This window comes from Nocardia sp. IFM 10818 (genome assembly GCF_054655275.1).
Genome location: NZ_BAAHJH010000001.1, coordinates 4,535,714 through 4,561,732, shown reverse-complemented (window position 1 = coordinate 4,561,732; position 26,019 = coordinate 4,535,714). Strand labels below are relative to the sequence as shown.

At 67.6% G+C, this 26,019-nt stretch carries 28 protein-coding genes; 15 read left to right on the top strand and 13 right to left on the bottom strand.

Annotated elements, in window-relative coordinates; translation table 11 throughout:
* Window positions 1-576: a 1,2-dihydroxy-3-keto-5-methylthiopentene dioxygenase gene (locus ACYQ5L_RS21100; protein ID WP_459959463.1), complete on the top strand. Its 576-nt coding sequence runs from the start codon at window positions 1-3 to the stop codon at window positions 574-576.
* Window positions 573-1,262: an acireductone synthase gene (gene mtnC, locus ACYQ5L_RS21095; RefSeq protein WP_459959460.1), complete on the top strand. Its 690-nt coding sequence runs from the start codon at window positions 573-575 to the stop codon at window positions 1,260-1,262. The genes ACYQ5L_RS21100 and mtnC overlap by 4 nt, the downstream gene beginning before the upstream one ends.
* Window positions 1,263-1,353: 91 nt before the next feature.
* Here mtnC and ACYQ5L_RS21090 read toward each other — a convergent pair whose 3' ends face one another.
* The 7 genes from ACYQ5L_RS21090 to ACYQ5L_RS21060 all read right to left on the bottom strand — a co-directional run bounded on the left by ACYQ5L_RS21090 (window position 1,354) and on the right by ACYQ5L_RS21060 (window position 9,429).
* Window positions 1,354-1,944, bottom strand: a complete 591-nt coding sequence (locus ACYQ5L_RS21090) for a GTP-binding protein (protein WP_379193382.1) — start codon at window positions 1,942-1,944, stop codon at window positions 1,354-1,356.
* On the bottom strand, window positions 1,925-2,299 hold the full coding sequence (locus ACYQ5L_RS21085) for a DUF742 domain-containing protein (RefSeq protein WP_379193687.1): 375 nt from the start codon (window positions 2,297-2,299) through the stop codon (window positions 1,925-1,927). The genes ACYQ5L_RS21090 and ACYQ5L_RS21085 overlap by 20 nt, the downstream gene beginning before the upstream one ends.
* Window positions 2,299-2,724, bottom strand: a complete 426-nt coding sequence (locus ACYQ5L_RS21080; protein ID WP_459959458.1) for a roadblock/LC7 domain-containing protein — start codon at window positions 2,722-2,724, stop codon at window positions 2,299-2,301. Before ACYQ5L_RS21080 ends, ACYQ5L_RS21085 begins: the two co-directional genes overlap by 1 nt.
* A complete protein-coding gene (locus ACYQ5L_RS21075; protein WP_459959456.1) occupies window positions 2,702-5,200 on the bottom strand; it encodes a sensor histidine kinase in 2,499 nt (832 codons plus the stop codon). The genes ACYQ5L_RS21080 and ACYQ5L_RS21075 overlap by 23 nt, the downstream gene beginning before the upstream one ends.
* A 101-nt stretch (window positions 5,201-5,301) precedes the next feature.
* The gene (locus tag ACYQ5L_RS21070; protein ID WP_459959454.1) at window positions 5,302-5,700 is read right to left on the bottom strand and encodes a roadblock/LC7 domain-containing protein; all 399 of its coding nucleotides are present in this window, start codon (window positions 5,698-5,700) and stop codon (window positions 5,302-5,304) included.
* Window positions 5,678-8,359: a sensor histidine kinase gene (locus ACYQ5L_RS21065; protein ID WP_459959452.1), complete on the bottom strand. Its 2,682-nt coding sequence runs from the start codon at window positions 8,357-8,359 to the stop codon at window positions 5,678-5,680. The genes ACYQ5L_RS21070 and ACYQ5L_RS21065 overlap by 23 nt, the downstream gene beginning before the upstream one ends.
* Window positions 8,360-8,646: 287 nt before the next feature.
* Window positions 8,647-9,429 carry a VOC family protein gene (locus ACYQ5L_RS21060; protein ID WP_459959450.1) on the bottom strand — a complete coding sequence of 261 codons (783 nt, stop codon included), beginning with the start codon at window positions 9,427-9,429 and terminating at the stop codon, window positions 8,647-8,649.
* Between the two features lie 289 nt (window positions 9,430-9,718).
* Here ACYQ5L_RS21060 and ACYQ5L_RS21055 point away from each other — a divergent pair, with 289 nt between their 5' ends.
* The 4 genes from ACYQ5L_RS21055 (at window position 9,719) to ACYQ5L_RS21040 (ending at window position 12,198) form a co-directional block, all read left to right on the top strand.
* The gene (locus tag ACYQ5L_RS21055; protein ID WP_459959448.1) at window positions 9,719-11,275 is read left to right on the top strand and encodes a succinic semialdehyde dehydrogenase; all 1,557 of its coding nucleotides are present in this window, start codon (window positions 9,719-9,721) and stop codon (window positions 11,273-11,275) included.
* Between the two features lie 124 nt (window positions 11,276-11,399).
* A complete protein-coding gene (locus tag ACYQ5L_RS21050; protein WP_459959446.1) occupies window positions 11,400-11,558 on the top strand; it encodes a hypothetical protein in 159 nt (52 codons plus the stop codon).
* A 65-nt stretch (window positions 11,559-11,623) separates the two neighbouring features.
* On the top strand, window positions 11,624-11,878 hold the full coding sequence (locus ACYQ5L_RS21045) for a hypothetical protein (protein WP_459959445.1): 255 nt from the start codon (window positions 11,624-11,626) through the stop codon (window positions 11,876-11,878).
* A gap of 2 nt (window positions 11,879-11,880) precedes the next feature.
* Entirely contained in the window at window positions 11,881-12,198 is a 318-nt protein-coding gene (locus ACYQ5L_RS21040) for a 2-phosphosulfolactate phosphatase (protein ID WP_459959444.1), read from the top strand.
* Here the strand turns inward: ACYQ5L_RS21040 and ACYQ5L_RS21035 are convergent.
* The 4 genes from ACYQ5L_RS21035 to ACYQ5L_RS21020 form a co-directional block, all read right to left on the bottom strand.
* Entirely contained in the window at window positions 12,179-12,682 is a 504-nt protein-coding gene (locus ACYQ5L_RS21035) for a hypothetical protein (RefSeq protein WP_459959442.1), read from the bottom strand. The genes ACYQ5L_RS21040 and ACYQ5L_RS21035 overlap by 20 nt on opposite strands.
* 292 nt (window positions 12,683-12,974) lie before the next feature.
* Window positions 12,975-13,382 carry a DUF779 domain-containing protein gene (locus tag ACYQ5L_RS21030; RefSeq protein ID WP_459959440.1) on the bottom strand — a complete coding sequence of 136 codons (408 nt, stop codon included), beginning with the start codon at window positions 13,380-13,382 and terminating at the stop codon, window positions 12,975-12,977.
* 39 nt (window positions 13,383-13,421) lie between these two features.
* On the bottom strand, window positions 13,422-14,939 hold the full coding sequence (gene adh / locus ACYQ5L_RS21025) for an aldehyde dehydrogenase (protein WP_459959438.1): 1,518 nt from the start codon (window positions 14,937-14,939) through the stop codon (window positions 13,422-13,424).
* A gap of 120 nt (window positions 14,940-15,059) precedes the next feature.
* Entirely contained in the window at window positions 15,060-16,277 is a 1,218-nt protein-coding gene (locus ACYQ5L_RS21020) for a transcriptional regulator (protein ID WP_459959436.1), read from the bottom strand.
* A 207-nt stretch (window positions 16,278-16,484) separates the two neighbouring features.
* On the opposite strand from ACYQ5L_RS21020, the gene ACYQ5L_RS21015 reads away from it, so the two are divergent.
* From ACYQ5L_RS21015 to ACYQ5L_RS20995, 5 genes are all read left to right on the top strand, one after another.
* Window positions 16,485-17,366, top strand: a complete 882-nt coding sequence (locus ACYQ5L_RS21015) for a TIGR03621 family F420-dependent LLM class oxidoreductase (protein WP_459959434.1) — start codon at window positions 16,485-16,487, stop codon at window positions 17,364-17,366.
* A gap of 76 nt (window positions 17,367-17,442) precedes the next feature.
* Window positions 17,443-18,009 carry a hypothetical protein gene (locus ACYQ5L_RS21010; protein WP_459959432.1) on the top strand — a complete coding sequence of 189 codons (567 nt, stop codon included), beginning with the start codon at window positions 17,443-17,445 and terminating at the stop codon, window positions 18,007-18,009.
* A gap of 9 nt (window positions 18,010-18,018) precedes the next feature.
* On the top strand, window positions 18,019-18,708 hold the full coding sequence (locus ACYQ5L_RS21005) for a hypothetical protein (RefSeq protein ID WP_459959430.1): 690 nt from the start codon (window positions 18,019-18,021) through the stop codon (window positions 18,706-18,708).
* Window positions 18,709-18,781: 73 nt separating this feature from the next.
* The gene (locus ACYQ5L_RS21000) at window positions 18,782-18,970 is read left to right on the top strand and encodes a dihydrofolate reductase family protein (protein WP_459959428.1); all 189 of its coding nucleotides are present in this window, start codon (window positions 18,782-18,784) and stop codon (window positions 18,968-18,970) included.
* A gap of 54 nt (window positions 18,971-19,024) precedes the next feature.
* Window positions 19,025-19,342 (top strand): dihydrofolate reductase family protein, encoded by a 318-nt coding sequence (locus ACYQ5L_RS20995; RefSeq protein WP_459963489.1) that lies wholly within the window; start codon window positions 19,025-19,027, stop codon window positions 19,340-19,342.
* 4 nt (window positions 19,343-19,346) lie between these two features.
* Here the strand turns inward: ACYQ5L_RS20995 and ACYQ5L_RS20990 are convergent, their stop codons facing one another.
* Window positions 19,347-19,784: a nuclear transport factor 2 family protein gene (locus tag ACYQ5L_RS20990; protein ID WP_379193368.1), complete on the bottom strand. Its 438-nt coding sequence runs from the start codon at window positions 19,782-19,784 to the stop codon at window positions 19,347-19,349.
* A gap of 616 nt (window positions 19,785-20,400) precedes the next feature.
* Here ACYQ5L_RS20990 and ACYQ5L_RS20985 point away from each other — a divergent pair.
* Complete coding sequence (locus tag ACYQ5L_RS20985; protein ID WP_459959426.1) at window positions 20,401-21,063, top strand: hypothetical protein; 663 nt, start codon at window positions 20,401-20,403, stop codon at window positions 21,061-21,063.
* A 406-nt stretch (window positions 21,064-21,469) separates the two neighbouring features.
* Window positions 21,470-21,754: a hypothetical protein gene (locus tag ACYQ5L_RS20980; RefSeq protein ID WP_459959425.1), complete on the top strand. Its 285-nt coding sequence runs from the start codon at window positions 21,470-21,472 to the stop codon at window positions 21,752-21,754.
* A 1,031-nt stretch (window positions 21,755-22,785) separates the two neighbouring features.
* Here the strand turns inward: ACYQ5L_RS20980 and ACYQ5L_RS20975 are convergent.
* The gene (locus ACYQ5L_RS20975; RefSeq protein ID WP_459959423.1) at window positions 22,786-23,019 is read right to left on the bottom strand and encodes an IS3 family transposase; all 234 of its coding nucleotides are present in this window, start codon (window positions 23,017-23,019) and stop codon (window positions 22,786-22,788) included.
* Between the two features lie 698 nt (window positions 23,020-23,717).
* Here ACYQ5L_RS20975 and ACYQ5L_RS20970 point away from each other — a divergent pair.
* Both ACYQ5L_RS20970 and ACYQ5L_RS20965 read left to right on the top strand, forming a co-directional pair.
* Entirely contained in the window at window positions 23,718-24,698 is a 981-nt protein-coding gene (locus tag ACYQ5L_RS20970; protein WP_459959422.1) for a terpene synthase family protein, read from the top strand.
* Between the two features lie 376 nt (window positions 24,699-25,074).
* Window positions 25,075-26,013 (top strand): polyprenyl synthetase family protein, encoded by a 939-nt coding sequence (locus ACYQ5L_RS20965; RefSeq protein WP_459959421.1) that lies wholly within the window; start codon window positions 25,075-25,077, stop codon window positions 26,011-26,013.
* Window positions 26,014-26,019 lie beyond the last annotated feature (6 nt).

Genomic DNA, 26,019 nt, shown 5'->3' with positions numbered 1-26,019 from the left:
ATGACTCTGCTCCAGATCATGTCCGACCAGGACGCCACCGAGGTGAAGCTGCGCACCGGCGACGACGCCGAGATCGCCGCCGAACTGGGCAAGCGCGGCATCACCTTCGAACGCTGGCCGCTGCTGGCGGGCCTGTCCGCCGCCACCCCCACCGAGGACATCCAGGCCGAATACGCCGACCGCATTGCCGAACTCAATGCCGACGGCCGCTACAAGTTCATCGACGTCGCCCGCATCCACCCCGACGACGCCGACCCGGAATGGCCCGCCAAGGCCGTCGCCGCCCGCACCAAATTCCTCGACGAGCACCGCCACGCCGAGGACGAGGTGCGCTTCTTCGCCGCCGGCCAGGGCTGCTTCTACCTGCACCTCGGCGATGAGGTCCTGGCCACCGTCTGCACCGCCGGCGATCTGGTCTCGGTGCCCGCCGGCACCCTGCACTGGTTCGATATGGGCACCCGCCCCGAATTCGTGGCCGTGCGCTTCTTCGAGGAAGAGGACGGCTGGATCGGCGACTTCACCGGCGACAAGATCTCGAGCGGTTTCCCCACCCTCGACGACCTGCTCACCGCATGATCAAGGCCATCGTCCTCGACATCGAGGGAACCACCAGCCCGACCAGCGCCGTGCGCGAGGACCTGTACGGGTACACCCGCACCCGGCTGCCGGGCTGGCTGGCCGAAAACCAGGGCGGCGCAGCCGATCCCATCATCACCGCCACCCGCGCCCAGGCCGACCGCCCGGACGCGAACGCGGCCGAGGTCGCCGACATCCTCATCACCTGGCTGAACACGGATGTGAAATCCGAACCCCTGAAGGCCGCCCAGGGCATCATCTGCGCGGAGGGCTTCCGCGCGGGAGCCCTGTTCGGCGAGTTCTTCCCCGATGTGCCCCCGGTGCTGCGCGCCTGGCGCGACTCCGGCCTGGAACTCTACATCTACTCCTCGGGTTCGGTTCGCAACCAGAAGGATTGGTTCGCCTTCACCCGCGAGGGCGACCTGTCTCCCTTGCTGAGCGGCCATTTCGACCTCTCGACCGCCGGGCCGAAGCGCGAAGCCGCCTCCTACGAGAAGATCGCGAGCGCCATCGGCGTTCCGGCACAGAGCATCCTGTTCCTGTCCGATCATCCGGACGAACTCGACGCCGCCGTCGCCGCGGGCTGGCAGGCCCTCGGCGTCACCCGCCCGGGCGAGCCCAACAGCCCGCGCCCGCCGCACCGCTGGATCGGCGACTTCGCCGACGTCGCCCCCGGCGAGCTGTAACCGCGAGTCCAGTAACCGCTCTCGAAACACTCGAGCCCGCTCCGGTCGATCTGGAGCGGGCTCGACTGCTATCGGATGGTTCGAGAAGAGCTCAGCTGACGACCTTGGCGGCGGCGCGGTCGATGAGGTATTCGACCAGGGTCATGAGGACGTTCTTGCAGGAGCCGCGGTCGCGGGCGTCGCAGAGCAGGACGGGGATGTGCTCGTCGAGGTCGAGGGCGTCGCGCACCTCGACCGGGGTGTAGAGCGGGGCGCCTTCGAAGCAGTTCACCGCGACCGTGAACGCGACTCCGCGGCGTTCGAAGAAGTCGATGGCCGCGAAGGAGCCCTCCAGGCGGCGGGTGTCGGCCAGGACCACCGCGCCCAGGGCGCCGCGGGCCAATTCGTCCCACAGGAACCAGAACCGGTCCTGACCGGGGGTGCCGAACAGGTACAGGACCAAACTCTGGTCGATGGTGATGCGGCCGAAGTCCAGGGCCACCGTGGTGGTGGTCTTGCCTTCCACGCCGCGCAGATCGTCCACGCCCGCGGAGAGCTCGGTAATGAGCTCTTCGGTGCGCAGCGGGGTGATCTCGCTGATCGTCGACACGAGGGTCGTTTTGCCGACGCCGAAACCGCCCGCGATGAGAATCTTCACCGAGGCGGCCAGGGGCGCGGAATTGTCAAAGTTTTCGGATGCCATCGAGAACTGCTCGCAAAATGTTGAGGTCACCGGGTGTGGTCTCGGGGGAGGCCGGTGCACGGAAGTTGAGGATGCCGTCTGAGATGAGGTCGCCGACAAGGATTTTGGTCACCGCGAGCGGTAGCCGCAGGGCGGCCGACACTTCGGCCACCGAGAGCGGGAGCCGGCACAACCGCACGATATCGGTGTACTCCGGCTCGACACGGCGCAGCGGCGGGGCGGCATTGGGCACCACCACCACCGTGAGCATGTCCAGATCGTGTCCCGCGCCCATGGTTCGGCCGCCGGTCCGGGCGTAGGGGCGCACCAACGGACCAGCAGCCTCGTCGAACCAATGTTCCCCCGGCCTGGCCATCATGACAGTCGGGGATTGACCTGTCCGGCCAGATGGTGGCGCGGGGTGGTGGACAGATAGGTGCCGACACGCTGCACCGTGAGGTTCATTTCGTAGGCGACCATGCCGAGGTTGGCCTGCTCGGTCGCCTGCAGGGCCAGACAGGCGTGGCTACCGGCCGCGGTCACGAACAGCACCGCCCGCTCCAGCTCGATGACCGCCTGGCGCACGCCGCCGCCGTCGAAACGCGTTCCCGCGCTGCGGGCCAGCCCGTACAGGGTGGAGGACATGGCGCCGAAGTGCTCGGCGTCCTCCCGGCTCATGGCGGAGGAGCGGCCCAGCAGCAGGCCGTCGGTGGAGTGCACAACGGCGTGTCTGACACCGGCTAGCCGATCGACCAGATCGTCGAGTAGCCAGTTGAGATCACCAGCGTTTGAGGTGGTCACCGTCGCCTTCCTGTCGGTCGGGGAATGGGTTGGACACAGGCTCGGCCACACCGGGATCGGCCCGGCGGCCCTGCCTGGTTCCGTTTTCGATGGCGGACATGAGGTCTCGGGCCTGCTCGGCCGTGCGGGTGGGCTGGGACGGCGCCTCGGGGGACGTCGTGTCCTGCGCCAATTCCGGTGCGAGACTTGCCTGCCGGCGCCTACGCGGGAGCGCGGGCCGGACGTCGGAGCCAGTGTACTGGGCGCGCATGAATTCTCGAGGCCGGAAACCGATTTCCGGTTGCGGAGCCGGATTGGTCGGCCGATGCGGCGGATTCGGCTCGGTCGGCGGCTCATAGGGTTTGGCCTGCTCCTCGAACGAACGCGCCGGGGCGGCGAAGGCGTCGAACGCCGGAGCGGGGGAGTAGCGGGGCGTGAGCGGGCGTTCGGGAGCCGTCGGGCCGGGGCGGGCCGGCAGCGGCGGCGGGGCCTCGAGCTGGCGCGCCGCGGGCGGCTGCTCCGGCTGCGCGGCAACGGGTTCGAGCCGCTCGGCCACCACCGGGATCTCCCCGGTGCCGGCGGCGGCCACGGTCAGGCTGGAGGGGATCAGCACGATGGCGCGCACACCGCCGTAATCGGATTCGGTGAGCCGCACCGAGATCCCATTGCGGACCGCCAGCTGGGCGACCACGAACATGCCCAGCCGCGAATCCTCCGACAGCGTATTGACACCGAAATCCGGGGGATTGCGCAGCATCTCGTTGACCCGGGCCAGTTCGGACTCGGGCATGCCCATGCCCTGGTCGACGATCTCCACGGCAATGCCCTTGCCGACCACATTGCCGCGCACCTCGACCTGCGAGGACGGCGGGGAGAAATGGGCGGCATTGTCGACCAGCTCGGCGATCAGGTGCACGAGGTCGGCCACCGCGCTGCCGGCCAGCGCCACCTCGGGCAGGCGAGTGATCTTCACGCGCGTGTAGTCGAGGGCCTCGCCGACACCCGAGCGCACGACCTCCACCAGGCTCACCGGGTTGCGCCACTGCCGACCCGGCTGCCCGCCGGCGAGAATGATCAGGTTCTCGGCATTGCGGCGTTCGCGGGTGGCGAGATGGTCGAGGCGGAAGAAGATTTCGAGCAGCGCCGGGTCCTCCTGCTTGGATTCGGCGTCGTCGAGCACCTCCAGTTGGCGGTGCACCACCACCTGGGAGCGGTGGGCGATATTGAGGAAGACCGCCTTCACGCCCTCCCGGGTGCGGGCCTCGGTGACGGCGGCCTCGACCGCGGCCTCGTGGGCGTGACTGAATGCCTTGGCCACCTGGCCGATTTCATCGCTGCCGAAGTCCAGCGGCGGGGTTTCCGCGGCCACGTCCACGTCCTTGCCGGAGCGCAGCCGGTTCATGGTCTGCGGCAGCCGGTCGTCGGCCAGGGCCAGGGTCTGGTCGCGCAATCGCTTGAGACGGCGGATGATCCGGTTGGCCAGCACCAGCGCGACGCCGAAGGCCGACACCGCCACCAGGAACATGCCGCCGCCGGCGAGCAGGGAGTTGCGGGCGTCCTCTTCTCCGGCCTGCTCGGACAGGCCCTGAGCGTGCAGGCTCTGCACGTCCCACAGCGTCAGCAGCGTCTGGTTCACGCTGTTGACGGTGTCGCGCCATTCCTGCTCGGTGAACGCCAGCGGCACCGGTTTCGGATCGGGATTGGTGACCGGATCCAGGGCGCGGGCCATCAGGGAGTTCTCCATGATGATCAGCTTCTGCCAGTTCTGGCCGGTGATCAGCGCCGCGGCATTGATGGTGGTGGCGTCGTCGGCATCGCGGGCCAGGGCCTCGACGCCGATGCGGTAACCGCCGGTCAGGCGCGCGTATTCGATGCCCAGCTCCGGCGGCAGGGTGCCGTCGTGCAGCAGCACCTCGGCCAGTCCCGCGCTGCGGGTGAGCATCTCGGAGGCCGAAATGAGGGTGAGGGTTTCCCCGGTCTCGACCGCGACCTCGGAGGTGGGCGCGGTGACCATGACGACGCTGGTGCCGACCGACACCAGATCCAGCAGATGGCCGTAGAACCTGTACGCGTCGGCGAACGGCAGCGCGCCCGCGTCGACCTGGGTGCGGATGGCCGACAGCTGGCGGGTCAGGGTCTGGAAGCCGCCGACGTCGCCGGTGACCCCCTGCGGGCCCAGCGCCTCCATCTGCTTGGTGATCGGCTCCAGCAGGATGATGGCCGCATCCATCCGTAATCGGGCCTCGGCCAAGGCTTTCGGATTCGGGGTCTCACCGGCCAGCTGTGCCAGCGTCACCTGCCGCTCCCCTTGGACCGCGTTCACCAGTTCCCGGGTCGTCGGGGTGGCGTCCTGTAGTGCGGCTCCCCACTCACGTGCGTGATTGCCCTGTGCCACCAGATATCCCGCGCCACCCACACCGATGACGAGCAGCGCCGCGCTCGGGACCAGTGCGATGGCGAGAACACGGGTCCGGACACCGAGCCTCGCTCTGAACATCTGCGCAACGTATCGGGACGTAGGTCACACCCGCCGCTTCGATCCCGTTGAGCGGGAGAGCAATTGACAAGCACTGCTATGCGTGCACCGGAATGATCGGTTCATCCGGATCGCCGGGCGCTCGTGGACAGGAAGGCGCCGACCCGCTGCACGGTCAGATTCATCTCGTAGGCGGCCATGCCCAGATTGGCCTGCGGCCCGGCTTGTAAGGCCAGACAGGCATTCGAGCCCGCGGCGGTCACGAACAGCACCGCCCGCTCCAGCTCGATCACCGCCTGCCGCACCCCGCCACCGTTGAATCGATGTCCCGCACTGCGCGAGAGCCCGTACAGCGTCGAGGACATGGCCCCGAAATGCTCGGCGTCCTCGCGACCCATCCCGGCCGACCGCCCCAGCAGCAATCCGTCCGTGGAATGCACCACGGCATGGCGAACCCCCGCCAGCTTGTCCACGAGATCATCCAGCAGCCAGTCGAGGTCACCGGCGGGTGAACTGCTCACCATCACCTTCCTGTCGATAGTCGTTGGGAGAGAACCCGCCCACATCGGCCTGCCGGCCCTGCCGGGTCCCGATCTCGATGGCGGACATGAGATCTCGTGCCTGTTCGGCACTGCGCTGCACGGCCACCGGCGGCGGATCGGCCTGCGGCCCCGGATCGTGCGCCAGCTCCGGCGCCAGACTCTCCTGCCGCCGACGCCGCGGCAACACGGGCCGCGTTGCGTCGCCGGTCCCGTTGTGTGGCCGGCTCTGCGGTGCTTCCGGAGTGGAGCCATGCCCCGGAACGGTGGACGACGCCTCGCCTCCGACGGGGGCGTCGTCGCCGCGGCGGCCCGCGGCCCCGGCCCAGGCGCTGGGGCCACCAGCGGGCGGCTCAGGACGGTCGCCGGGCACGAAATCGCCCTGTGGAGTGCGGGCACCGGGCTGCTTCGGTGTGGCGGTGGGCGGATGTGGTGCCGCCGCTTCGTACATCGTGGCGTCGGATGACGTTCGGTACGCGGATGGCCGCGGGCGGTCGCGTGCTCGACGGATGGCATCGCCCGGCCCGGCCTCCGGTACCGGGGCGGTGGGCAGTGCGGGTTGCTCGGCATACAGTCCGGTTGATTCGCCTGTGGCAGGGAAGAACTCGGTGGTGTGCGGCGAATCGGCAGCCCTCGCCGCCTCGGCTGCGCGCTCGGCGACGGTCCTGGCCGCGGCGCGACGGCCTATGGCGAGCTGCTCGGAATCATATTCGGCGGGTGCGAATTCGCCAGGTATGAGGGCGGCGGGGATGAGGACGATGGCGCGGATGCCGCCGTAGTCGGATTCGGCGAGCTTGACGGCGATGCCGTGGCGTTCGGCCAGCAGGGACACGACGAACAGGCCCAGGCGGGAGTCTTCGGACAGGGTGGTGACGCCGAAATCGGCGGGGGTGGCCAGCAGGGCGTTGATGCGGGTGAGATCGGGGTCGGGGATGCCCATGCCCTGATCGCTGATTTCCAGGGCCACGCCGCGGCCGACCGTGTGGCCGGTGATGGCGACGTGGGATTGGGGCGGGGAGAAGGCGGTGGCGTTGTCGATGAGTTCGGCGAGCAGGTGGATGAGATCGCCGACGGCGATGCCGACGACGAAAACCTCGGGGAGGCGGCCGGTCCGGACGCGCTTGTAGTCGACGGTCTCGCCGACGGCGCTGCGGACCAGTTCGAGCAGCGGCACCGGATTGCGCCATTGGCGGCCGGGCCGGCCGCCGGCGAGGATGACCAGGTTCTCGGCATTGCGGCGTTCGCGGGTGGCGAGATGGTCGAGCCGGAAGAAGGTGTCGAGCAGAGCCGGATCCTCCTGCCGGGATTCGGCCTCGTCGAGGAGCTCAAGTTGTTTGTGCACCACCACCTGGGAGCGGTGGGCGATATTGAGGAAGACCGCTTTCACGCCCTCGCGGGTGCGGGATTCGGTGACCGCGGCCGCGACGGCGGCCTCGTGCGCGTGGTTGAACGCCTTTGCGACCTGGCCGATTTCGTCGCTGCCGAAGTCGAGCGGGGGTGTTTCGGCACGCATGTCGACCGGTTCGCCCGCGGACAGGCGGCGCATGGTCTCGGGCAGCTGCTCGTCGGCGAGGGCGAAGGTCTGATCGCGCAGACGCTTCAGGCGCCGGATGATCCGATTGGCCAGCATCAGCGCCACCAGGATCGCGCCGAGCGCGATCACGAGCATGCCCGCACCCGCCCACAACGACTTGCGGGTGGTCTCGGCGGCGGCGTCGCTGGCCAGCCGCTGCGCGTGCGCGCTCCGGGACTGCCACAGCTCGGCGAGAGCGCGATTGACCTCATCGGCCGCGCTCTGCCATTCCCCCACGGACATGGGCAGCTCCGCTTCCGGAGCGGCGGCGCCGGCGGGGCGGGGGAGCGCGCGTTGGGCCAGAACGGTTTCCATCGCACCCGTGCGCTGCCAGGCCGTACCGGTGACCAGCGTCTGCACCGCCGCCACCTGGCCGGGATCGGTATCGATGACCATCCGTTCGATGCGCGTGCGGTAATAGCCCACCAGACGGATGAATTCGGCCGACAGCCCCGGGGTGAGTCCGGCCTCGGTGGCCAGCGCCGCGCCCAATGCGGTGGCGCGGCTCATGGATTCCAGGCTCCGCAGGACCTCGCTCGCGTCCGAGAGCTCGGTCGCGGTGGCGGCATCGGGCGCGGTCTGCTGGGCGATGCCGGTGCCCGCGGCCACCAATGCGGGCATCCGGCTGTAGAAGGCGTCGGCCTCGGCGATCGGCAGCGTGCCCGCGTCGATTCCGGCGCGAATCCCGGTGAGGCGGTCGCCCAAGGCGCTGAACGCGGCGGTGGCGTCACCCATCTCCTCCGGGCCGATGCTGGACAACCGCGATTGCGCGGGCGCGAGCAGCCGCAGCGCAGTGTCCAGCCGCAGCCGCGCCGCCGTGAGCGTGCGAATATCGGGTTCGGCGCCGACGGTGTGCCACACCGAGATTCGGCGTTCGGCCTGTACGGCCTCGATGATCTCGCGGGTGGGCGCGATACCGGCCTGCAGTTCATCGGCCCAGGTGCGCGCCTCATCGGAGCGATCCACCAGGGCGCCGGCCGCACCCACGCCGATGACCACCAACGCCAGGCTCGGCACCAGCGCGATCGCCAGAATCCGGATCCGGACACCGAGCCGCCGTCTGAGCATTGCCCGAGGGTAGCCATCCCACACCGGCTGCCGCCCGACGAGTCCTTTTGAGCAGGATGGGATTTGACGCGACGCCGGCGATTCCGCTAGCCCCGCCCGCGACTTCCGGCGTGTGCGGGATTCGGCGGTCACGGATCAGGAGGCGAGCACGGCGGCCGCGGTCACACCCGCGGCCTCGTGCACGACAGTACGCATCGGACAATCCCTTTCCGAACTATGAACTCGATGGTTGCTATTCGGTACTACCGCTGGGGATCGTCCGGTGCCGAACGGCCGATGGCGGGGACCTATTCGGGTTGCAGAATGGCGAACGGCGCGCCGGCCGGATCGGCGAACATGGCCAGGCGGCCCACACCCGGTGTGTCCATGGGCGGGATGAGCGCGGTGGCTCCGGCCTCGACGGCCCTGGCGAAGCACGCATCGCAGTCGGCCGCGGCGAAGTACGGATGCCATTCCGAGGTCGACCCGGCGTCCAGATTGTCCTGGTGCAGTTGCATGATCCCGCCCTGCCCCGTGTCGGCGCCCTCCGCACCCGGACTGGACACGACCGTGTAAACGGTGTCGGGCCCCATCTTCATGTCCTCGGTATTCCACGAGAACACCGCGGCATAGAAGTCCTGCACGGCCTTCGCGTCGGTGGTGTACAGCTCGGTCCAGCACAGCGCGCCGGGCTGGGCGACCACCTCCATGCCGCGCGTCTCGCCCGGCTGCCACACCGCGAATTCGGCTCCGGCCGGATCGGTGTAGGCGGCCATCCGGCCGAAACCGAACACATCCATCGGCGGGACCCGCACCGTGCCGCCCGCCTCCTGCACCAGTTTGGTCGTGGTATCGGCGTCGGGCGTGTGGAAATACAGCGTCCAGGCCAAGGACGCGCCCTCCTCGGTGAGCGGGCCGATGCCGCCCAGCATCTTGCCGTCCAGCAGGAAGAACCCGTAACCGCCCGACTCGGGCCCGGCGCTCTGGTACTCCCAGCCGAACACCGAGAAATAGAAGGCGGCCGCGGCGCCGGGATCGGGAGCGCCGAGGTCGAGCCAGGTGGGTGTGCCGGGAACGTAATTCGTCGTCAACAGGGCAGGTCCTCCGGTTACCGAGAGTGATTCGCCAGCGCGTCCTCGAGCCGGCTCGAGCACTTGCCCCTCCGACGGTAGGGGATACGGCGGCCGGGATGTCCGGTATCGCACCGGGTGCGGCGAGTCTCGCGGCGAGGCGGAGAAAACAGACCGAGTCGGCTGGCCGGAGACCGATATTTTCGGCCGTAAACCCGACGCGAGCGGCCCGAATCCCGGACTCGGCGGCCGTGGTCCCCGCATCGGGGTAGATTGTCTGTACCCGCAAGTAACTTGTACGCAGGAGGCGATGATGCCGGTGCCGGCACCCGCGGTTTTCGAACGGTTGAAGTCGTTCGCGGCAGTGGACACGAGCGAGGATCGCGAGACCCGCGCCATCACCGAGATCTTCACCGGCGACACCCTGGGCAGCGTGCCCGTGGGCACCGCCGCCGATGTCACCGCCGCCGTCGCCAAAGCCCGTGCCGCCCAGCGGGAATGGGCCGCCCGCCCCGCCAAGGACCGGGCCGCGGTCTTCGAGCGCTATCGCGCGCTGGTGGTGGAGAACCGCGAATACCTCATGGACGTGGTGCAAGCCGAGACCGGCAAGGCGCGCTGGGCCGCCCAGGAAGAGATCATGGGCCTGATCTTCGCGGCCCGCTACTTCTCCCGGGTCGCGCCGAAACTGCTGTCCGCGCAGCGCGTTCCCGGTGCGTTCCCGGTGCTCAACCGCGCCTCGGTGCGCGCCGTGCCCAAGGGCGTGGTCGGCGTCATCGCGCCCTGGAACTATCCGATGCTGCTGTCGGTCGGCGATTCCATCCCCGCCTTGCTCGCGGGCAACGGCGTGGTGGTCAAGCCCGACAGCCAGACCCCCTACTCCTCCCTCGCCAATGCCGAACTGCTGGCCCGCGCCGGCCTGCCGCGCGACCTGTTCGCCGTGGTCACCGGCCCCGGCACCGTGGTGGGCACGGCCATTGTCGACCAGTGCGACTACCTCATGTTCACCGGTTCCTCCGCCACCGGCCGCACCCTCGCCGAACAGTGCGGCCGCCGCCTCATCGGCTTCTCCGCCGAACTCGGCGGCAAGAACCCCATGATCGTCACCCGCGACGCCGACCTCGACAAGGCCGCCAAAGCCGCCGTGCGCGCCTGCTTCTCCAATGCCGGCCAGCTCTGCATCTCCATCGAACGCCTCTACGTCGACAAGGCGGTCGCCGGCGACTTCACCGAAAAATTCGTCGCCGCAGTCCAATCCGCCAAACTCGGCGCGGCCTACGACTTCTCCACCGACATCGGCAGCCTCATCTCCGAATCCCAACTCGAAACCGTCACCAAGCACGTCGCCGACGCCGTCTCCAAGGGCGCCAAGATCCTCGCCGGCGGCAACCCCCGCCCCGACCTCGGCCCCCTCTTCTTCGAACCCACCGTCCTCACCGACGTCACCGACGCCATGGAATGCGGCCGCAACGAAACCTTCGGCCCCCTGGTCTCCATCTACCCCGTCGCCGACGTCGAAGAGGCCATCACCCGGGCCAACGACACCGAATACGGCCTCAACGCCAGTGTCTGGGCAGGCAGCAAAGCCGAAGGCGAGCGCATCGCCGAACGCCTGCACGCCGGCACCGTCAATGTCGACGAAGGCTACGCCCCCGCCTGGGGCACCACCGGCGCCCCCATGGGCGGCATGGGCATCTCCGGCGTGGGCCGCCGCCACGGCCCCGACGGCCTGCTGAAGTTCACCGAACCCCAAACGGTCGTCGTCACCCGCTTCCTGAATCTGGATGCGCCCCCGCTGGTTTCCCAGGACAAGTGGCAGCCCTTCCTGATGGGCGTGGCCCGCGCCATCCGCTTCCTACCGGGCCGCTGAACCGCAATGCCCCAGTCCCCGGAGTGACGACACAGCTGGGGTCCCCGCCGACGCCGCGCCGGGGATTCCGTGTAATCACCAAGGAAGCTGGGCCGAGCGGCCCGCGATCTGGTACACCAGACATATGAGCGAGCCCGTTCCGACCCGCCAAGAGGTCACTGACAGCCTGGCCCGGCTGCAAGTCGATCCCGCGGTCGATCTCGCCGCCGCTCAGGAGGCCGAGGCCTACCTGATGGCCGCTGAAGCTGATGCGCGGCGCCGCTCCCGCGACACCGCCGCATGAACCGAGGCGATGTCTACATTCATGCCCTGACCGTTAGCGATACCCCCTCACCGCGCCGTGAGCTCGTGGTCATCGTCTCGGATCAGTCCGTAATCGATTCCCCGTACCAGTGGCTCCAAGGCGTCCCTATCTCGGAAATCGACCCCGGCCACGCCCTGGCCACTTCCACCTCGCACGGCTGGGCCGACGTCCTGGGTCAGAAGCGCCTCTACCGCCCCTGGCTGGCGACCCACGTCGGCGCGCTGACGGCTGAAGAAATTGCGGCGCTCAACAGACGCATGAAGATCGCACAGGGACTGGACGAACCGGACGACAACTAATCGTGCCGACGCCATCACCTGGTTCGTGCAGGCCCGGTCAGGACATCCTGCGCCCGGCCATCGAGGACTGGTTCGGAGCCGCTGCCGTCATCTCGGCGCTGGAGGCGCACGGCGCGGGGCCGCTGTCACCGGAGGCGGTGGCCGCCAAGTCCTGTCACGACGGGCTCGCCGATATTGCCGCGCTTATCGCCGATTGCGCTTCGGGCCGCGAACTCGCGGCGATCGGGTTCGCCGATGACGTCGCCGTCGCCAGCGAAATCGATTCCAGCACGGCCGTCCCGCTGCTCGTGGACGGAGCCTTTATCGGTGCGTCGCTGTGACGGCGGGCTGGGCGCAGAAGTACCGGCGGGCTTCGGTGAATGTCATTCCGGTGCGGTAGAGCCCGCCGTCGTCGGTGAGGACGCATTCGGTGCCGGCGACGGCGGTGCCGGTGGAGTCGGGGGTGACGTGCACTTCGGCGGTGGCGATGGGCACCAGTTGATCGTCCTCGTAGATCCAGAAGCTGTAGAAGTAGCCCTGATAGCCCGGCAGCTTTCCGTCGGTGACGGTGTAGCCGTCGCCGGCGGATTCGATTCCGAGGCCGGTGAATTCACCGGCGCGGACGAACTCGCCGGTGGTACCGGTGGCGTGGTACACGGCGGTTCGAGCCCAATACGGGCCGAGGATCAAGGGGACGAGCAGTTCTTCGCGCCCGTCATCATCGGTATCGAGCAAGGACGGTTGGGAGAAGTCGATGTCGACATTCTCCTCGGTAATGGTTTGCGCCCACGAGCCATCCGCGGCCGCGACATCGATCGTGAGCACGCCGTCCTGCCCGCTCCCGCTCCGCCGCACCTGCAACGAGACCCCGGAGGGGTTATCCGCCGTGGTGGTGGAAGTCGTTGGCGTCGTAGTTGTTTGGGTCGTCACCCGCGGTGATTCGGCTGCGGTGGTCGTCGCGGACGGCGCGGATTCCTGTGGCAGCCCACTGACACTGTCACATCCCGAAACACCGGCGACAGCAGCAGCAACCAAGAACCAGACCGCGGAGTTCCTCCCCATGCGGCACAGCATAACGACAGCGCGGCCGGCCCGGAGAAACCGGCCGCGCCATCTCTCATCCGGTCAGGTCCGCGCCGCGCGGTGGGGCGGGAGCCGCTTCCAACGCCGCCGCTTCGGCATCGGTGAACAACCGGGACCGGATGATGAATCGGACTCCCTCGGGGGCCTCGAGGGAGAAGCCGCCGCCGCGGCCGGGAACCACATCCACCGTGAGATGGGTGTGGCGCCAGTATTCGTATTGGTCGGCGCTCATCCAGAACGAGGTGTCGGGGAAGACCCGGCCGAGCAGGACGTCGGCGGCTCCCACCCGGAACTCGCCCAGCGGATAGCACATCGGCGAACTGCCGTCGCAGCAGCCGCCGGATTGGTGGAACATGACCGGGCCGTGGTGGGCGATCAGTCCTTGCAGGACGTCGGCGGCGGCCTCGGTGATGCCCACCCGGGAGACGGAACCCGTTTTCATACGACTCCTCCACGTGTGATGCGGCAACACGATTCGACGTCAGAAGAATCCGAGCTTCTTGGGGGAGTAGCTGACGAGCAGGTTCTTGGTCTGCTGATAGTGGTCGAGCATCATCTTGTGGGTTTCGCGGCCGATACCGGACTTCTTGTAGCCGCCGAAGGCCGCGTGCGCGGGATAGGCGTGGAAGCAGTTGGTCCACACCCGGCCGGCTTTGATGGCGCGGCCCAGGCGGTAAGCCGCGCCACCATCGCGGGTCCAGACGCCCGCGCCCAGACCGTACAGGGTGTCATTGGCGATGGTGACCGCCTCGGCCTCGTTGTCGAAGCGGGTCACCGCTACCACCGGGCCGAAGATCTCCTCCTGGAAGATCCGCATGTCATTGCGGCCCTCGAAGATGGTCGGCTCGATGTAGTACCCGTTGGGCAGGCCCTCCACCTTGCGCATCTCGCCGCCGGTGAGCACCTTGGCGCCCTCTTTGCGGCCGATGTCGATGTAGGACAGGATCTTCTCGTACTGATCGTTGCTGGCCTGCGCGCCGATCATGGTCGAATCATCGAGGGGATTGCCGCCCTTGATGGCCTTGGTGCGCTCGATGCAGCGGGCGATGAACTCGTCGTAGATGGACGAGTGGATCAGCGCGCGCGAGGGACAGGTGCACACCTCACCTTGGTTGAGCGCGAACATGACGAAGCCCTCGACCGCCTTGTCCAGGAAGTCGTCATCGGCGGCCGTCACATCCGGCAGGAAGATATTGGGGCTCTTGCCGCCCAGCTCCAGGGTGACCGGAATGATGTTCTCGCTGGCGTACTGCATGATCAGCCGCCCGGTGGTGGTCTCCCCGGTGAAGGCGACCTTGGCCACCCGCGGGCTGGATGCCAGCGGTTTACCGGCTTCGACGCCGAAACCGTTGACCACGTTGAGAACTCCCGGCGGCAGCAGATCGGCGATCAGCTCCACGACCAGCAGCAGCGAGGCCGGTGTCTGTTCGGCGGGCTTGATGACGACGCAGTTGCCGGCCGCCAGCGCGGGCGCCAGCTTCCAGGCCGCCATGAGAATCGGGAAGTTCCACGGAATGATCTGCCCGACCACACCGAGCGGTTCGTGGAAGTGATACGCCACCGTGTCGGCGTCGATTTCGGCCAGTGAACCCTCTTGCGCGCGAATGCATCCCGCGAAGTACCGGAAGTGATCGATGGCCAGCGGCAAGTCCGCGGCAAGCGTCTCGCGTACCGGTTTGCCGTTCTCCCAGGTCTCGGCGACCGCGAGCTTCTCCAGGTTCGCTTCCAGGCGGTCGGCGATGCGGTTGAGAATATTGGCACGCTCGGTCACCGCGGTGGCACCCCAGGCGTCGGCGGCCCGGTGCGCGGCCTCGAGGGCCATATCGATGTCGGCGGCGCTGGAACGTGCTACCTCACAGAAGATTTCACCGTCGACGGGCGAGGGATTGTCGAAGTACCGGCCCTCTATCGGGGCTTTCCACTCCCCGCCGATGAAGTTGTCATAGCGGCGGGCGTAACTGACAATGCTGCCGTCGCTGCCTGGTTTGGCGTAGATCATGGCGCGGCTCCTGATCGCAGACCTGTGGGTGACGGGGGTCACTATGAACTGCGAAGGTTGGCGTAGGGTTGGCGCGAGGTTGGTGAAACGTCGGCTGGTCACAGCCGTGGGTCGGCGGGCCTACGCGCGCATCGCGGTGTGCAGACGAGCGGTCGCCAGGGCGCGCCGGCTGTCCCCGTGCGGCAGCAAACGCATGGCGTGCTCGTGGATTTCGATATCGTCCGGGCAGCGTTGCCCGAACCGGAGCGCGTGTTCGGGATTGCGGTCGGCCAGCACGGCGGTGCGCAGGCAGACGTCGAGGTGTTCGCGCCACTGCACGATGCCCGGCACATCCGAATCCGGGAGCAGCGGACCGCGATACAGGCGCACGGCGGTGGTCATATCACCGGCCTCCAGGGCGGCGAGCAGTTCGAGGGCATCGCAGGCCATGGGCTCGGTGAGCATGTAGCGGCGACCGGCCACCTGGCCGTCGGTGGCCCGGCGTAGTCGGGAGACATCGGCTTTCAGGGTGCTCGATGACACCGAGCGTTCGCCGTACACCGCCTCGTGCAGGCGTTCCGGGGTGAAGCCCTCGGGTTCGAGCGCCAGCAGCGTGAGGATCTCCAGCTGCCGCGGCCGCATCGGCACCTGCTTGCCCTCCTTGTAGAGCCGCGGCACACCCAGGCACTCCAGCCGGGTGCGCGAGGCGGGCTGGGCCTGCTCGGCGTGTAGTCGCGCCTCGATGGCGGTGACCAGCGCCCGCACCGTGGTCAGGATCATCGGATGCGAGCGATCCCAGTACGTCGACAGGTCCAGCACGCCCAGCTGCCGCCCGTCGGCCGCGCGGATCGGCGCGCAGTAGCAGACCCACCCGTGCAGCGCCTCCACCAGATGCTCCGCGGCCCAGACCGAACTCGGCTGCCCGGTGTGCAGCGACAGCGCCACGCCGCTGGTCCCCATATACGGTTCGTCCCAGCATCCGCCGGGGGCGAGGTTCACCTGCTCGGCCCGACGCCGCACGCCGCGATCGCCGCAGCAGAACAGCACGGTGCCCGCCTCGTCGGTGACCACCGCGATCAGGCCGGCGTCCTCGGTGATGGCCCGTAGCTCGCCCGCCAGCTCGGTCACCGGTGTGCGCAGCGGCGATTCCGCCCAGCGCGAACTCAATTCGTCGCGATCGGTGGCCGGTGCGACCGCGCGCGCCGGGTCCACCGTGCGCAGCGAGCGCTCCCAGGATTCGGCGACCTCGTGCCGGAGCGCGATCTCCCGCCCCGACGGCCGGCCGGCGCCGGTGGCCCAGCGCGCCCACACCTTTTCCAACTCCGCACGTTGCTGGGAGAGAGCGGGCAACCGGGCCATCGTGCAAACTCCTCGCAGCGGTCGACGAAGTGCGATATCTCATGATGGCGCGCGGCGCGAGCGCGCGGAGCCCATTCGCCGCACTCGCCGCGTTAATTCATTCCCTGCAGCTTCGCAGTATTCGCTGACCGCCCATTTCACCCCGCCGCCGCGACGGCGTGTGCGCGGCGCCGAGACGCCGGTGGATTCGACTGGTAGACAAGAACTATGGTCCTCCCATTCCGCTTCGGTGTGAATCTGCTGGCCCCCACCTCGCGCGCCGCGTGGGTCGAGAAGTGCCGCCGCGCCGAGAAACTGGGCTTCGACGTCATCGGCGTGCCCGACCATCTGGGACTGGTCGCCCCGTTTCCCGCGCTCATGCTGGCGGCCGAGGTGACCGAACGGGTGCGGCTCAACACCTTCGTGCTCAACACCCCGTTCTACAATCCGACCCTGCTGGCCCGCGATGTCGCCGGACTCGACCAGCTCTCGGGCGGGCGCTTCGAGCTGGGGCTCGGCACGGGCTACGTGCAGTCCGAATTCGAGTCCGCCGGAATACCGTTCCCGTCCGCGGGCCGCCGCGTCGAGCACGTCGCGGAGACGGTGAGCACGCTGCGGCGGTTGTTCGCCGACCCGGACCATCAGCCGCGCCCGGTGCAGCCGGGCGGGCCGCCGGTGCTCATGGCGGCCTGGGGTGATCGCGCCCTGCGGGTGGCCGCCGAGCACGCCGAGATCATCGCCTTCGTCGGCGGCGGGGCCGCCGACAGCGGCCACATCACCGTCGCCGATTCGGCGACCACCGCCAAGAAGGTCGACTTCGTGCGCGGCCTGCTCGGATCACGCGCGGAGACGGTCGAATTCAACCTGCTCATCCAGGGTCTCACCGGACACGCCGACCGCGCCGCGTTCCACGAGCAGCTCGCCCCGCACCTGCCCCCCGGCAGCGGGGACGACCTGGAAGACATTCCGGTGCTGCTGGTCGGTACTCCCGAGGAACAAGCCCGGACGCTGCGCGAGCGCCGCGACCGCTTCGGCTTCAACTACCTGACGGTCAACGAGTTCAACATCGACAAATTCGCCCCGCTCATCCCGCTGCTGCGCGGAACCTGACCGGGCGCGCCTGCGTTTGGTGCCGTCCTGCCGAGGCATTCCGTCCAAAACGACGGACTCGACCAGGAGGCATCAGATGTCGGGTGCAGTAATCACAACCATCATCGTGGCGGCGGTGATCGCACTGGCCGCACTGCTCGCGGTCGCGCTGATCCCGCGCCTGCGCAGTCGCCGGCTGCGCGACCGCTTCGGCCCGGAATACGACCGCACAATGCAGCAGGCCCAGAATCGGCGGGTGGCCGAACGCGAGCTCACCGAACGCGAAAAGCGCCACGAGCAGCTGCAATTGCGCGATCTCTCGGAGGACGAGAAGCGCCGCTACACCATGCAGTGGGCGCAGGTGCAGGAACAGTTCATCGACGATCCGGTCGGCGCGCTCACCAATGCCGACCATCTGGTCACCGCGGTCATGACCGATCGCGGCTATCCGGCCGAGGGCTACCGCCAGCAACTGGACATCCTCTCGGTGGAGCACGCCCGCCCGCTCGAGCAGTACCGGATCGCCCACGACATCACCGGGCGGGCCGGGCAGGGCCAGGTGACGACCGAGGACATGCGCACCGCCATCGTGCACTACCGCGCACTGTTCGAGGACCTGATGAACGGCCACCGCGCCGCATCCAGCACCCGCCACAACCAGTGAGGCACCGCCATGAGCATCGAATCCGAACGCGCCAAGAACAAGCACACCCAGGCTGATTCGCCCGCCGACACCCAGGCCACCGAACCGTCCACGCCGATCGTCACCGACCGCACCGCACCCACGAGCCCCAATCCGGTGGTGACCGGCGCGGAGCACGGGCCGGCCCAGGGCGGGGAGCGGAGGCAGTCCCAGGACGCGGAGCCGTGGTCGTCCCCGGGTGCACAGGGAAGGCAGCCGCAAGGCGCCGAGCCGTGGTCGGCGCAGGGCGCCGAACAGCGGCAGTCCCGGGATGCGGAGCCGGTCTCCGCCGAAGGCGGCCAGCGGATCGTCCCCCCGAATCCGGAACGCCGCACGTCCCCGGAGATGGACTCGCGCACTACCGGACAGCCCGAATCCGCTGCGCCCGACCGCGGCCGGCTCTTCGCCGAGAAGGACCTGCGCCGCCTGCGTGAGCAGTGGCGCGAGGTGCAGACCCAATTCGTCGACGACCCGCAGAACTGCGTCGCTCACGCCGATGAACTCGTCGGCGACGCCATCCGGCAGCTGGCCGACACCTGCGCCCAGCGCCGCCAGGCCATCGAACGCCGTTGGCACCAGGGCGAACGCGCCGACACCGAGGACCTGCGCCAAGCCCTGCGCGGCTACCGCGATCTGTTCGATCAGCTGCTCGCCACCGCCGCGGGCCCGGCGCACAGGTAGGCCGCGCCGATGAGTTTCGCGCGCTCGCCCGGTCACCACAGCGAGACATGAATCCGAGCGAAGGGGTGATCGCATGCGCGCGTTGCTCTTGCACATGATGGTGTCGGTGGACGGGTTCACCCAGGGACCGGGCGGGGTGATGGATTGGATCGAGATCGATGATCCCGACTTCCACGAATATCTCGCCGCGCTGCTCGACAGTGTGGACGGGCAGATTTTCGGCCGGGTCTGCTACGAGGAGCTGGCGCAGTACTGGCCGTAGGCCGAGCGTGCGCCCGCCGCGCCCGGGGACGAGCTCGCGCCCCGGGTCAACGGGCTGCCGAAATACGTTGTCTCGCATCGGCGCCAGGAGCTGCCGTGGCAGCCGGCGGTGCGGATCGGCGCCGATCCGGCCGCGGAGGTCGCCGAGCTGAAGGCCCGGCCCGGTAAACCGCTGGTGCTGTTCGGCGGCGCCACCACGGCGCAGGAGTTCCTGCGGCTCGGGCTGGTGGACGAGTTGTGGCTGGCGGTGTTCCCGGTCCTGCTCGGACTCGGGCAGCGGTTCTTCGCGCCGGGACCGCGCCGCGAGCTGCGCCTGCTGGAAACGCGCGAGTTTCCGAAATCGGGAGTGGTGCTGCAGCGGTACCGGCGCTGAGACGTCAATTGGCGGTGGGCGCGACGAACATGTAGCTCTTCTCCTCGACGCGCTGGTGGATGCGCCAGCCGCCGCCGAGGCGCACGAAGGTGTCGTGATACCAGAGCCCGCACAGCATCAGCCGGCTGTGCCCGTCCGCCCCGGCGACCAGCATGGGGTTGTGGCACATGGTGCGCGCCGTGGCGTGATCGCCGTCGACGCGAATGGACGAGTTGCTGATCAGGTGTTGGAAGGCGGAGAAGTTCGGCATGACGGTGGCCAGGAAGGTCTTGGTGGAAGCCAGGTCACCGGCCGGGCCGCCCATGGCGGTGTAGTCGATGTGCGCATCAGGGGTGAAGATCTCGTCCAGCAGGTCCCACTGGTGGGTATCCACCGCATGCGAATAGCGGACCATCAGGTCCTCGATCTCCAGGCGGTCCGAAATCTCCTGCAGGGACAGCATGGTGCCTCCGGGTTGTGCCGATACGTGGGTCGGTGGGCCAGCGTACGGCGACCGGGGCTCTGATCTTGTGGTTTCCGAAAGATATTGGGGGCGAATAGGAACCGTCGAGTTCAAAGGCGCGGACCTGTCCATGAACTGCGGATTAGCTCTATCGATTACCTACCGGTCTCTACCGCGCATTACCGGACACTACCGGTTTCAACCCAGCAAAAGCGGAGTCAAAAGTGGAGCGCGCCTACCGACAACTACCGATCAATACCGGCCCACTCGGCACTTGAATCCATCCGTCGGGCGCGCTTCACCAGGCTGGGACTCGATCGGCGAGTCGCGCTGTGAATGTCTGCGGCCCAGTCTCGGTAGAACGGTTCTCGCTGGCGTGTCGTCGATTCGACACGCCAAGAAGTTTCCCGGTTGCGCAACCGCCCGGCTAACGGCCTCGAACCGCACGCGATCGGTGTCGTACAGCCCCTGCCCTTCGGCCGGAGCAGGGGGCGACGAAGCCTCGCCTACGCCTTCCCGATGCGGGCCGAGGATCTCGTTCGGACCAATTCGCCTGCTGCGCAGGGGGCCGAGAGAAACTCAGCCGGGACGAACTCCGGGCGGCAGGATCGAGGCCATGATCGACGACGCCGAGTCCTACGAAGAGCGCGAGTTCCGCGAGCAGGCCGAAGCTCGCGCCCGCCTCGAACGCGCCCTCACGCACGACTCGGGTGCAGGACCGGCCGGGCCTGGAGGTGGCGCTCATGCTGCTGACGGGAGTGATAGCCCGCGCTGTCGCGTCGGTGCTACTCGATTCGGGCTGCGCCGAATGGTATTGAAGCGCAGCGTCATTCATTCAAAGATCGTCGGTGTTCAGCAAGCCATTCCGAGCCGCGTCACCGTGCAATTCACTGCAACGCGGTCGCTGAGAACACCAGGAGAGAACATGATCGACCGCTTGAACGCAACCCGGTGGATGGCGGCCGCAGCCCTCACCGGAGCTGCTCTCGGACTGCCGGCCACAACCGCGACAGCGGCCCCTCCCGCACCTTACGACTGCGTGTCGTTCATATACGAGCCGAGCCGGACAGCCGCCGAGGCCCACTGCTCAAGTGGTTACGGAAGCGTACGGATAGTCGCGGTCTGCCAGCGGAACGATACGCCGGGCACCTACAACCGCTACGGCACCTGGGTGTCGCCGGGCGCTTGGTCCAGCACATTCTGCAACGAGGGGGACTGGATCAAGAATGCGTGGGGTGAAGCTCGGGATACGGATGGAAACCACACAGGCACGTTTTGACGACAACTCCACCCTTCATCGTCTATCGGCACGTCGGTGGATCCCGCACCCGAACCGGCCAGCCAACTGCATCATTGGCCCATGGCATCTGGGGGACGGCGCGCACCTGTTCATCGGGGCAGCGGTCGGTGGAGCGGCAACGTTCTTGGCGGCCAGGACACAGGCGGCAGCACAGTCGGATAGGCAGATGCGGTTGCGCAGTTCACAACCGAGTACGACGTGGCGCTGCTCGAGTTTCTCGATCAGAGTCAGTTGATGGCGCTATACAGTTCGGCTGCGGCACGCCAATGCTACGAGGACGTCGTGACCCCTCGGAGCGCAGTGATGAACGACCTAATCGACCGGCGGGAAACTTTGAGCGTCGAGCCTGTTCAACCTGCCTGCTTACCTTGCTCTGACGAGCGCGGTGTTCACGATCATCCACACGAAGCTGAACTGCGACGTTCACCAAGAGGAGTGCCGACGCCTGCGGTCGGCATACGACGCCCTGGCCCACCGCTATCGCGGTGTGCGGGTCGTCGACAACCCGGAGGAACTGCGGAGTGCACTTCGCGATCTGGATTCCACACAGGAGATGCTGCGCGCGGAGGCCAAAGCGGCTCCGCCGGAGTGGGCACTCGGGCGAGCTGAAAGTCAGGATCGTGCGGTGGCCGCACCCAGGACGGAGCAGGCCGGGAACGTCGCTACGTAGACCGCGGCGGCGTACGCTCCTCGACGTCATTGAGTGAGTTTCCGCTGCATCGTCTGGTGAGAGCCGATCCGGAATCCCCCTTCCGCAAACGGCTCTCGTCATTCCATCGAGTCAAGTTCTGAATCCACTGATACCTGCTCGGTCAGGCAAATCGCCCCAGGACTTGCCGGGCGGCATGACTTTCTGTTCGTACTTCCCACACCCTGCCGGCGGGGACCGGGGAGTTGCTGTCCGTGGATCCGCGTCCGGTGCGCATGTGGGGCTACCGCGGCCAAATCGAGCGCTTGGACGACGACGGTAAGCCCCTCGCACCGGAGCACCCCGCGCTCTTGCGGCCGAGATGACCGATCTCCAGCGTCACCTGTTACAGGCGGCTGGTTTGGTACGAGTGCGAATCCACCGGGATGTTCGGAGGACATGCGGTCGTGGACCAATAAGGCTCCGCCGTATTCGGGACGTATTTCCATGCACCATATTGGGTCCAAGTCGTCCCGCCGTCTCGGCAGACAGCCACTGCTCGAACCTGTCCTTGACCTCCCGTGCACCATGCCCGCACCTCGTTCCACCACTGATTCACTCCGGTTGCGGATCTGCACCCTGTGGGGTACTGGGGCTCAGCCTGGGCGGTGGTGGCCGAAAGGGTCGACAGGGCTATCCCCGCCGCGATCAACAGCGTCAGCTTCGCGGAACGACGGTGGATCATGTTGTCTCCTGGTACTTCTCGCACCAACCTCGGTGTACCGGTCGGCACGGTCGTGCAATTACTGCGTCGGCCCTTCCATGTGCCGACTGCCCAGTATCAACCATCGTCCTCTGAAGAGGTTTGAAACGAGACAGGTTGGCGGACATCGCACCCAGGAGGTCTACTCCGTAACACGGCACGTCGCTCGACGCTTCGCTGCTTGTCCCGGTCGTGCTCGGATTTGCCCTACTCGCACCGGTCCCCCCACCGGGACGCTGCCGACGCTGCACGCCCCGACCCTACCTGCCCATGCCGGGGGCATCCCCGCGCGCCTTGTGTTCAGTACGGGTCATTCCTGCACAGTCACCAGGAAATAAAGCCAATGGCCGCCTGAGGTTCCCCCGCTAATCCGGAGACCGGTGATCGCCGGCCCAGCCTTCTTCTGAATGCGCTGGGAGTTGTACCAGCCGTCGATGTAGGCGAACAGGGCGTTCTCGGCCTCATCCCGGGTACGCCAGGTCCGCCGGTAGGCCGGCTCGGACTCGAGGGGCGCGGTCAGGCGCGTCGGCACGACCGTGATCAAACCGACCTTCGGCGGCGTTGCCTTCCGGCAGGACAAGTGCAAGCACGGCAAAGGGGCACTTGCCACAGTGGCTCACGGACGAGCTGAGGTGGCACAAACAGGCATCGCAGCCCGAGTTCGACGACACGCCAATCCTATTGAACCTTCGCGGCGGGATGGTCGAACCCGCTTCGGCGGACGATGTCCTCTACCGCGCGAAGGCCGACTCGTCGGTCGATTGGGTGACGTGGGGCAACCTGCGAGACATGTCGCGACCCATGTAGCCGGGGGTCCGGCGACCGGCAGCGCACCAGTGCGCAACTGGTCATGCGGGCGGTGCGCCGGCGGTCACCGACCGCTACATCGACCCGCGGGGTACCTGCATCCGGTGGCGGACAACTCCGCGTTCCTGGAGGAGCTGAAACCGGCGAAAGTTGGAGCGATCATGGAACCCGACTCTGGATGATCTTGGCTCCAACTCGTCTACCTGCGGTAACCCGGTCTACCTTGGCGTATCCGAAAGATGCGGGGATGCAAACGATCTCGTTCAGACCGGTCGTGATTGGATGATCTTGCCACCGGAAAGCCGGATTCGCGTTCTCTAGTGAACGGCTGGTTCCCCTTTCCGCCTGGTTCGGGCTACCTTTGAGAGAAGCTGTCCGAAATGTCGCAATGATTCCAAATGGGTGGGTAGAGTAGTTGGGGGATAGGTAGTTTCAATGGAACCAACCGAATTCTTCATGCCCTTCGATTCAGCGGGCCTCAATCCCGCGGAAATCGAGGCAGAGGCGGCGATGTGGGGCTGGCTCGAGACCTTCGAGCTGGTGCCGTCGGAGCTCACGCGCCGGCGCATGGAACGCACCCGCCCCGCGCGCATGTACGCCCTGTGGTGCCCTCGGGCCGGGGTGGGCGATCTCGCACTGCTCTCGCAGTACACCGCATGGGCTTTCATAGTGGACGACCAGTTCGACATCGAAATCCCGGATCCGGGCCGATGTTTGGATGCGATCACGGCACTGAGCGCGGTATTCGACGGTGCAGGGCAAACATCCGGCGTGCTCGCCGTGGCATTCGCTGATCTGTGGCGGCGGCTGTCGGAGGGCCGCTCGGCGCAGTGGCGGGTCAGCGTCGAGGCCGAGATCCGCGCGTGGCTGTGGACCTACTACACCGAGGCCGTCGGGCGACTATCGGGCAGTCTGCCCGATCTGCAGACCTATCGCGCCCATCGCCGAGATGGCGTGGCGCTGTTCGTATTTCTCGATATCAGCGAGATCGCCGAGGGTGTGGACCTGTCGGCGGGCGCGCGGCATCTGCCGTCCATGCGCGGGCTGCGCGAGGCCGCGGTCGAGCATATGGGCCTGTTCAACGATGTGCTGTCGGTGGCCTCCGACGAGGCCTCCGGATATCTCTACAACTCGGTGCTGCTGGCCGAATACCATTACGGCTACGACCGAGCACAGGCCTACGACCTCGTGAACGGGATGCTGACCGAATGCATCCAGCGCATGACCGACGCCCTCGAACGCCTACCGGCGGAACTCGACGACGCCGGGATCACCGGACGCGATAAGGACGACACTCTAGCTACTGCAAATAATTACACCGTCTATGTACGCGCGAACCTCGACTATCACTATCAGGCCGCGCGCTACACGAGCGCCCCCATCGAGGCTCTCGAACACGGATTGCCGCTCACTTGAACAGCGGCCACCAGGCTGTTGCCGAACTGAAATCCGCAGGCCACCCGATCCCTTCGCGTGTCGATGGGACCATGAGCTACCTGCTACGCATGGCCGCCCGTCTGTCACCGGGTGGTCGGGAGGCCGTGTCCGAAAGTGAACGGGGCCGATTATGCGAGCGTCGAAACACACCAATTCCACAGCGGGACAACGTCATGAGGGCCGGCGACGGTGGGGACTGTCACGGCCGGCGGTGGCCAATCTGGCCGGGCACAGCGAAATCTGCCCACGTGCAGCAGAATCCGGGCAACATTCCTTCGACTGCCGAATAGAGCGGCTGGCACGCAAACAGTTAACCGAGGCCAGACAGGCGATCGAGCCCGTGCTACGGTCGGCGGTGGCCCTGCTGGCGGAGCCGCTGGATCGCATGGCGGGCTACCACTTCGGCTGGTGTGACACCGACGGCAACGAGATCTCCGGGGTCCAGGGCAAGGCGCTACGCCCGGCCCTCACCTTCGCGGCGGCCACCGCCTGCGGCGGCGCCACCGAACAGGCCGTGCACGCGGCGGCGGCCGTGGAACTGCTGCACAACTTCTCCCTCGTGCACGACGACATCATGGACAGCGACCCGATGCGGCACGGGCGGCCGACAGTCTGGCGAATCTGGGGCGAAACCAATGCGACGCTCCTGGGAGACGCGTTGCAGGCGTTGGCACTCGGCGTGCTATCGGACGGCGTACCCGAGCAGGTGACCTCCGAGGCCGTGATCCGGCTGGCCCGCGCGACCGTCACCCTGTGCCGGGGGCAGTACGCCGACTGCGCCTTCGAGACGCGTTCCACGGTGAGCATCGACGAATATCTGACCATGGCGGCCGGGAAGACCGGGGCGCTGCTGGCGTGTGCGTGCGCGCTGGGAGCACTGTGCGCGGGGGCCGACCACCGGGTGGTGTCGGCCATGCACACCTTCGGGGCCGAATTGGGGCTGGTGTTCCAGCTCATCGACGATGCGATCGATATCTGGGGTGATCCGGCCGTCACCGGCAAGCCCGCGCACAGCGATCTGATTCACCGCAAGCAGTCGTTCCCGGTCGTGTGCGCACTCGCCTCCGATACCGGGCCCGGCCGCGAGCTCGCGCGGCTCTACCAGGCCCGTAACCCGATGACGCCGTCCCGGGCAGCGCGGGCCGCCGATCTCATCGAGGAGGCCGGCGGCCGCCATCGGACGCTGCGGCGGGCCGATGCGGCATTGCGGGCGGCGCTCAACGCGCTGCCGGCGGAGCTGGCGGTCGGGGACCTGACCGCCTTGGCGCAACTGGTCGCGCACCGGGACCGGTGACCGGCT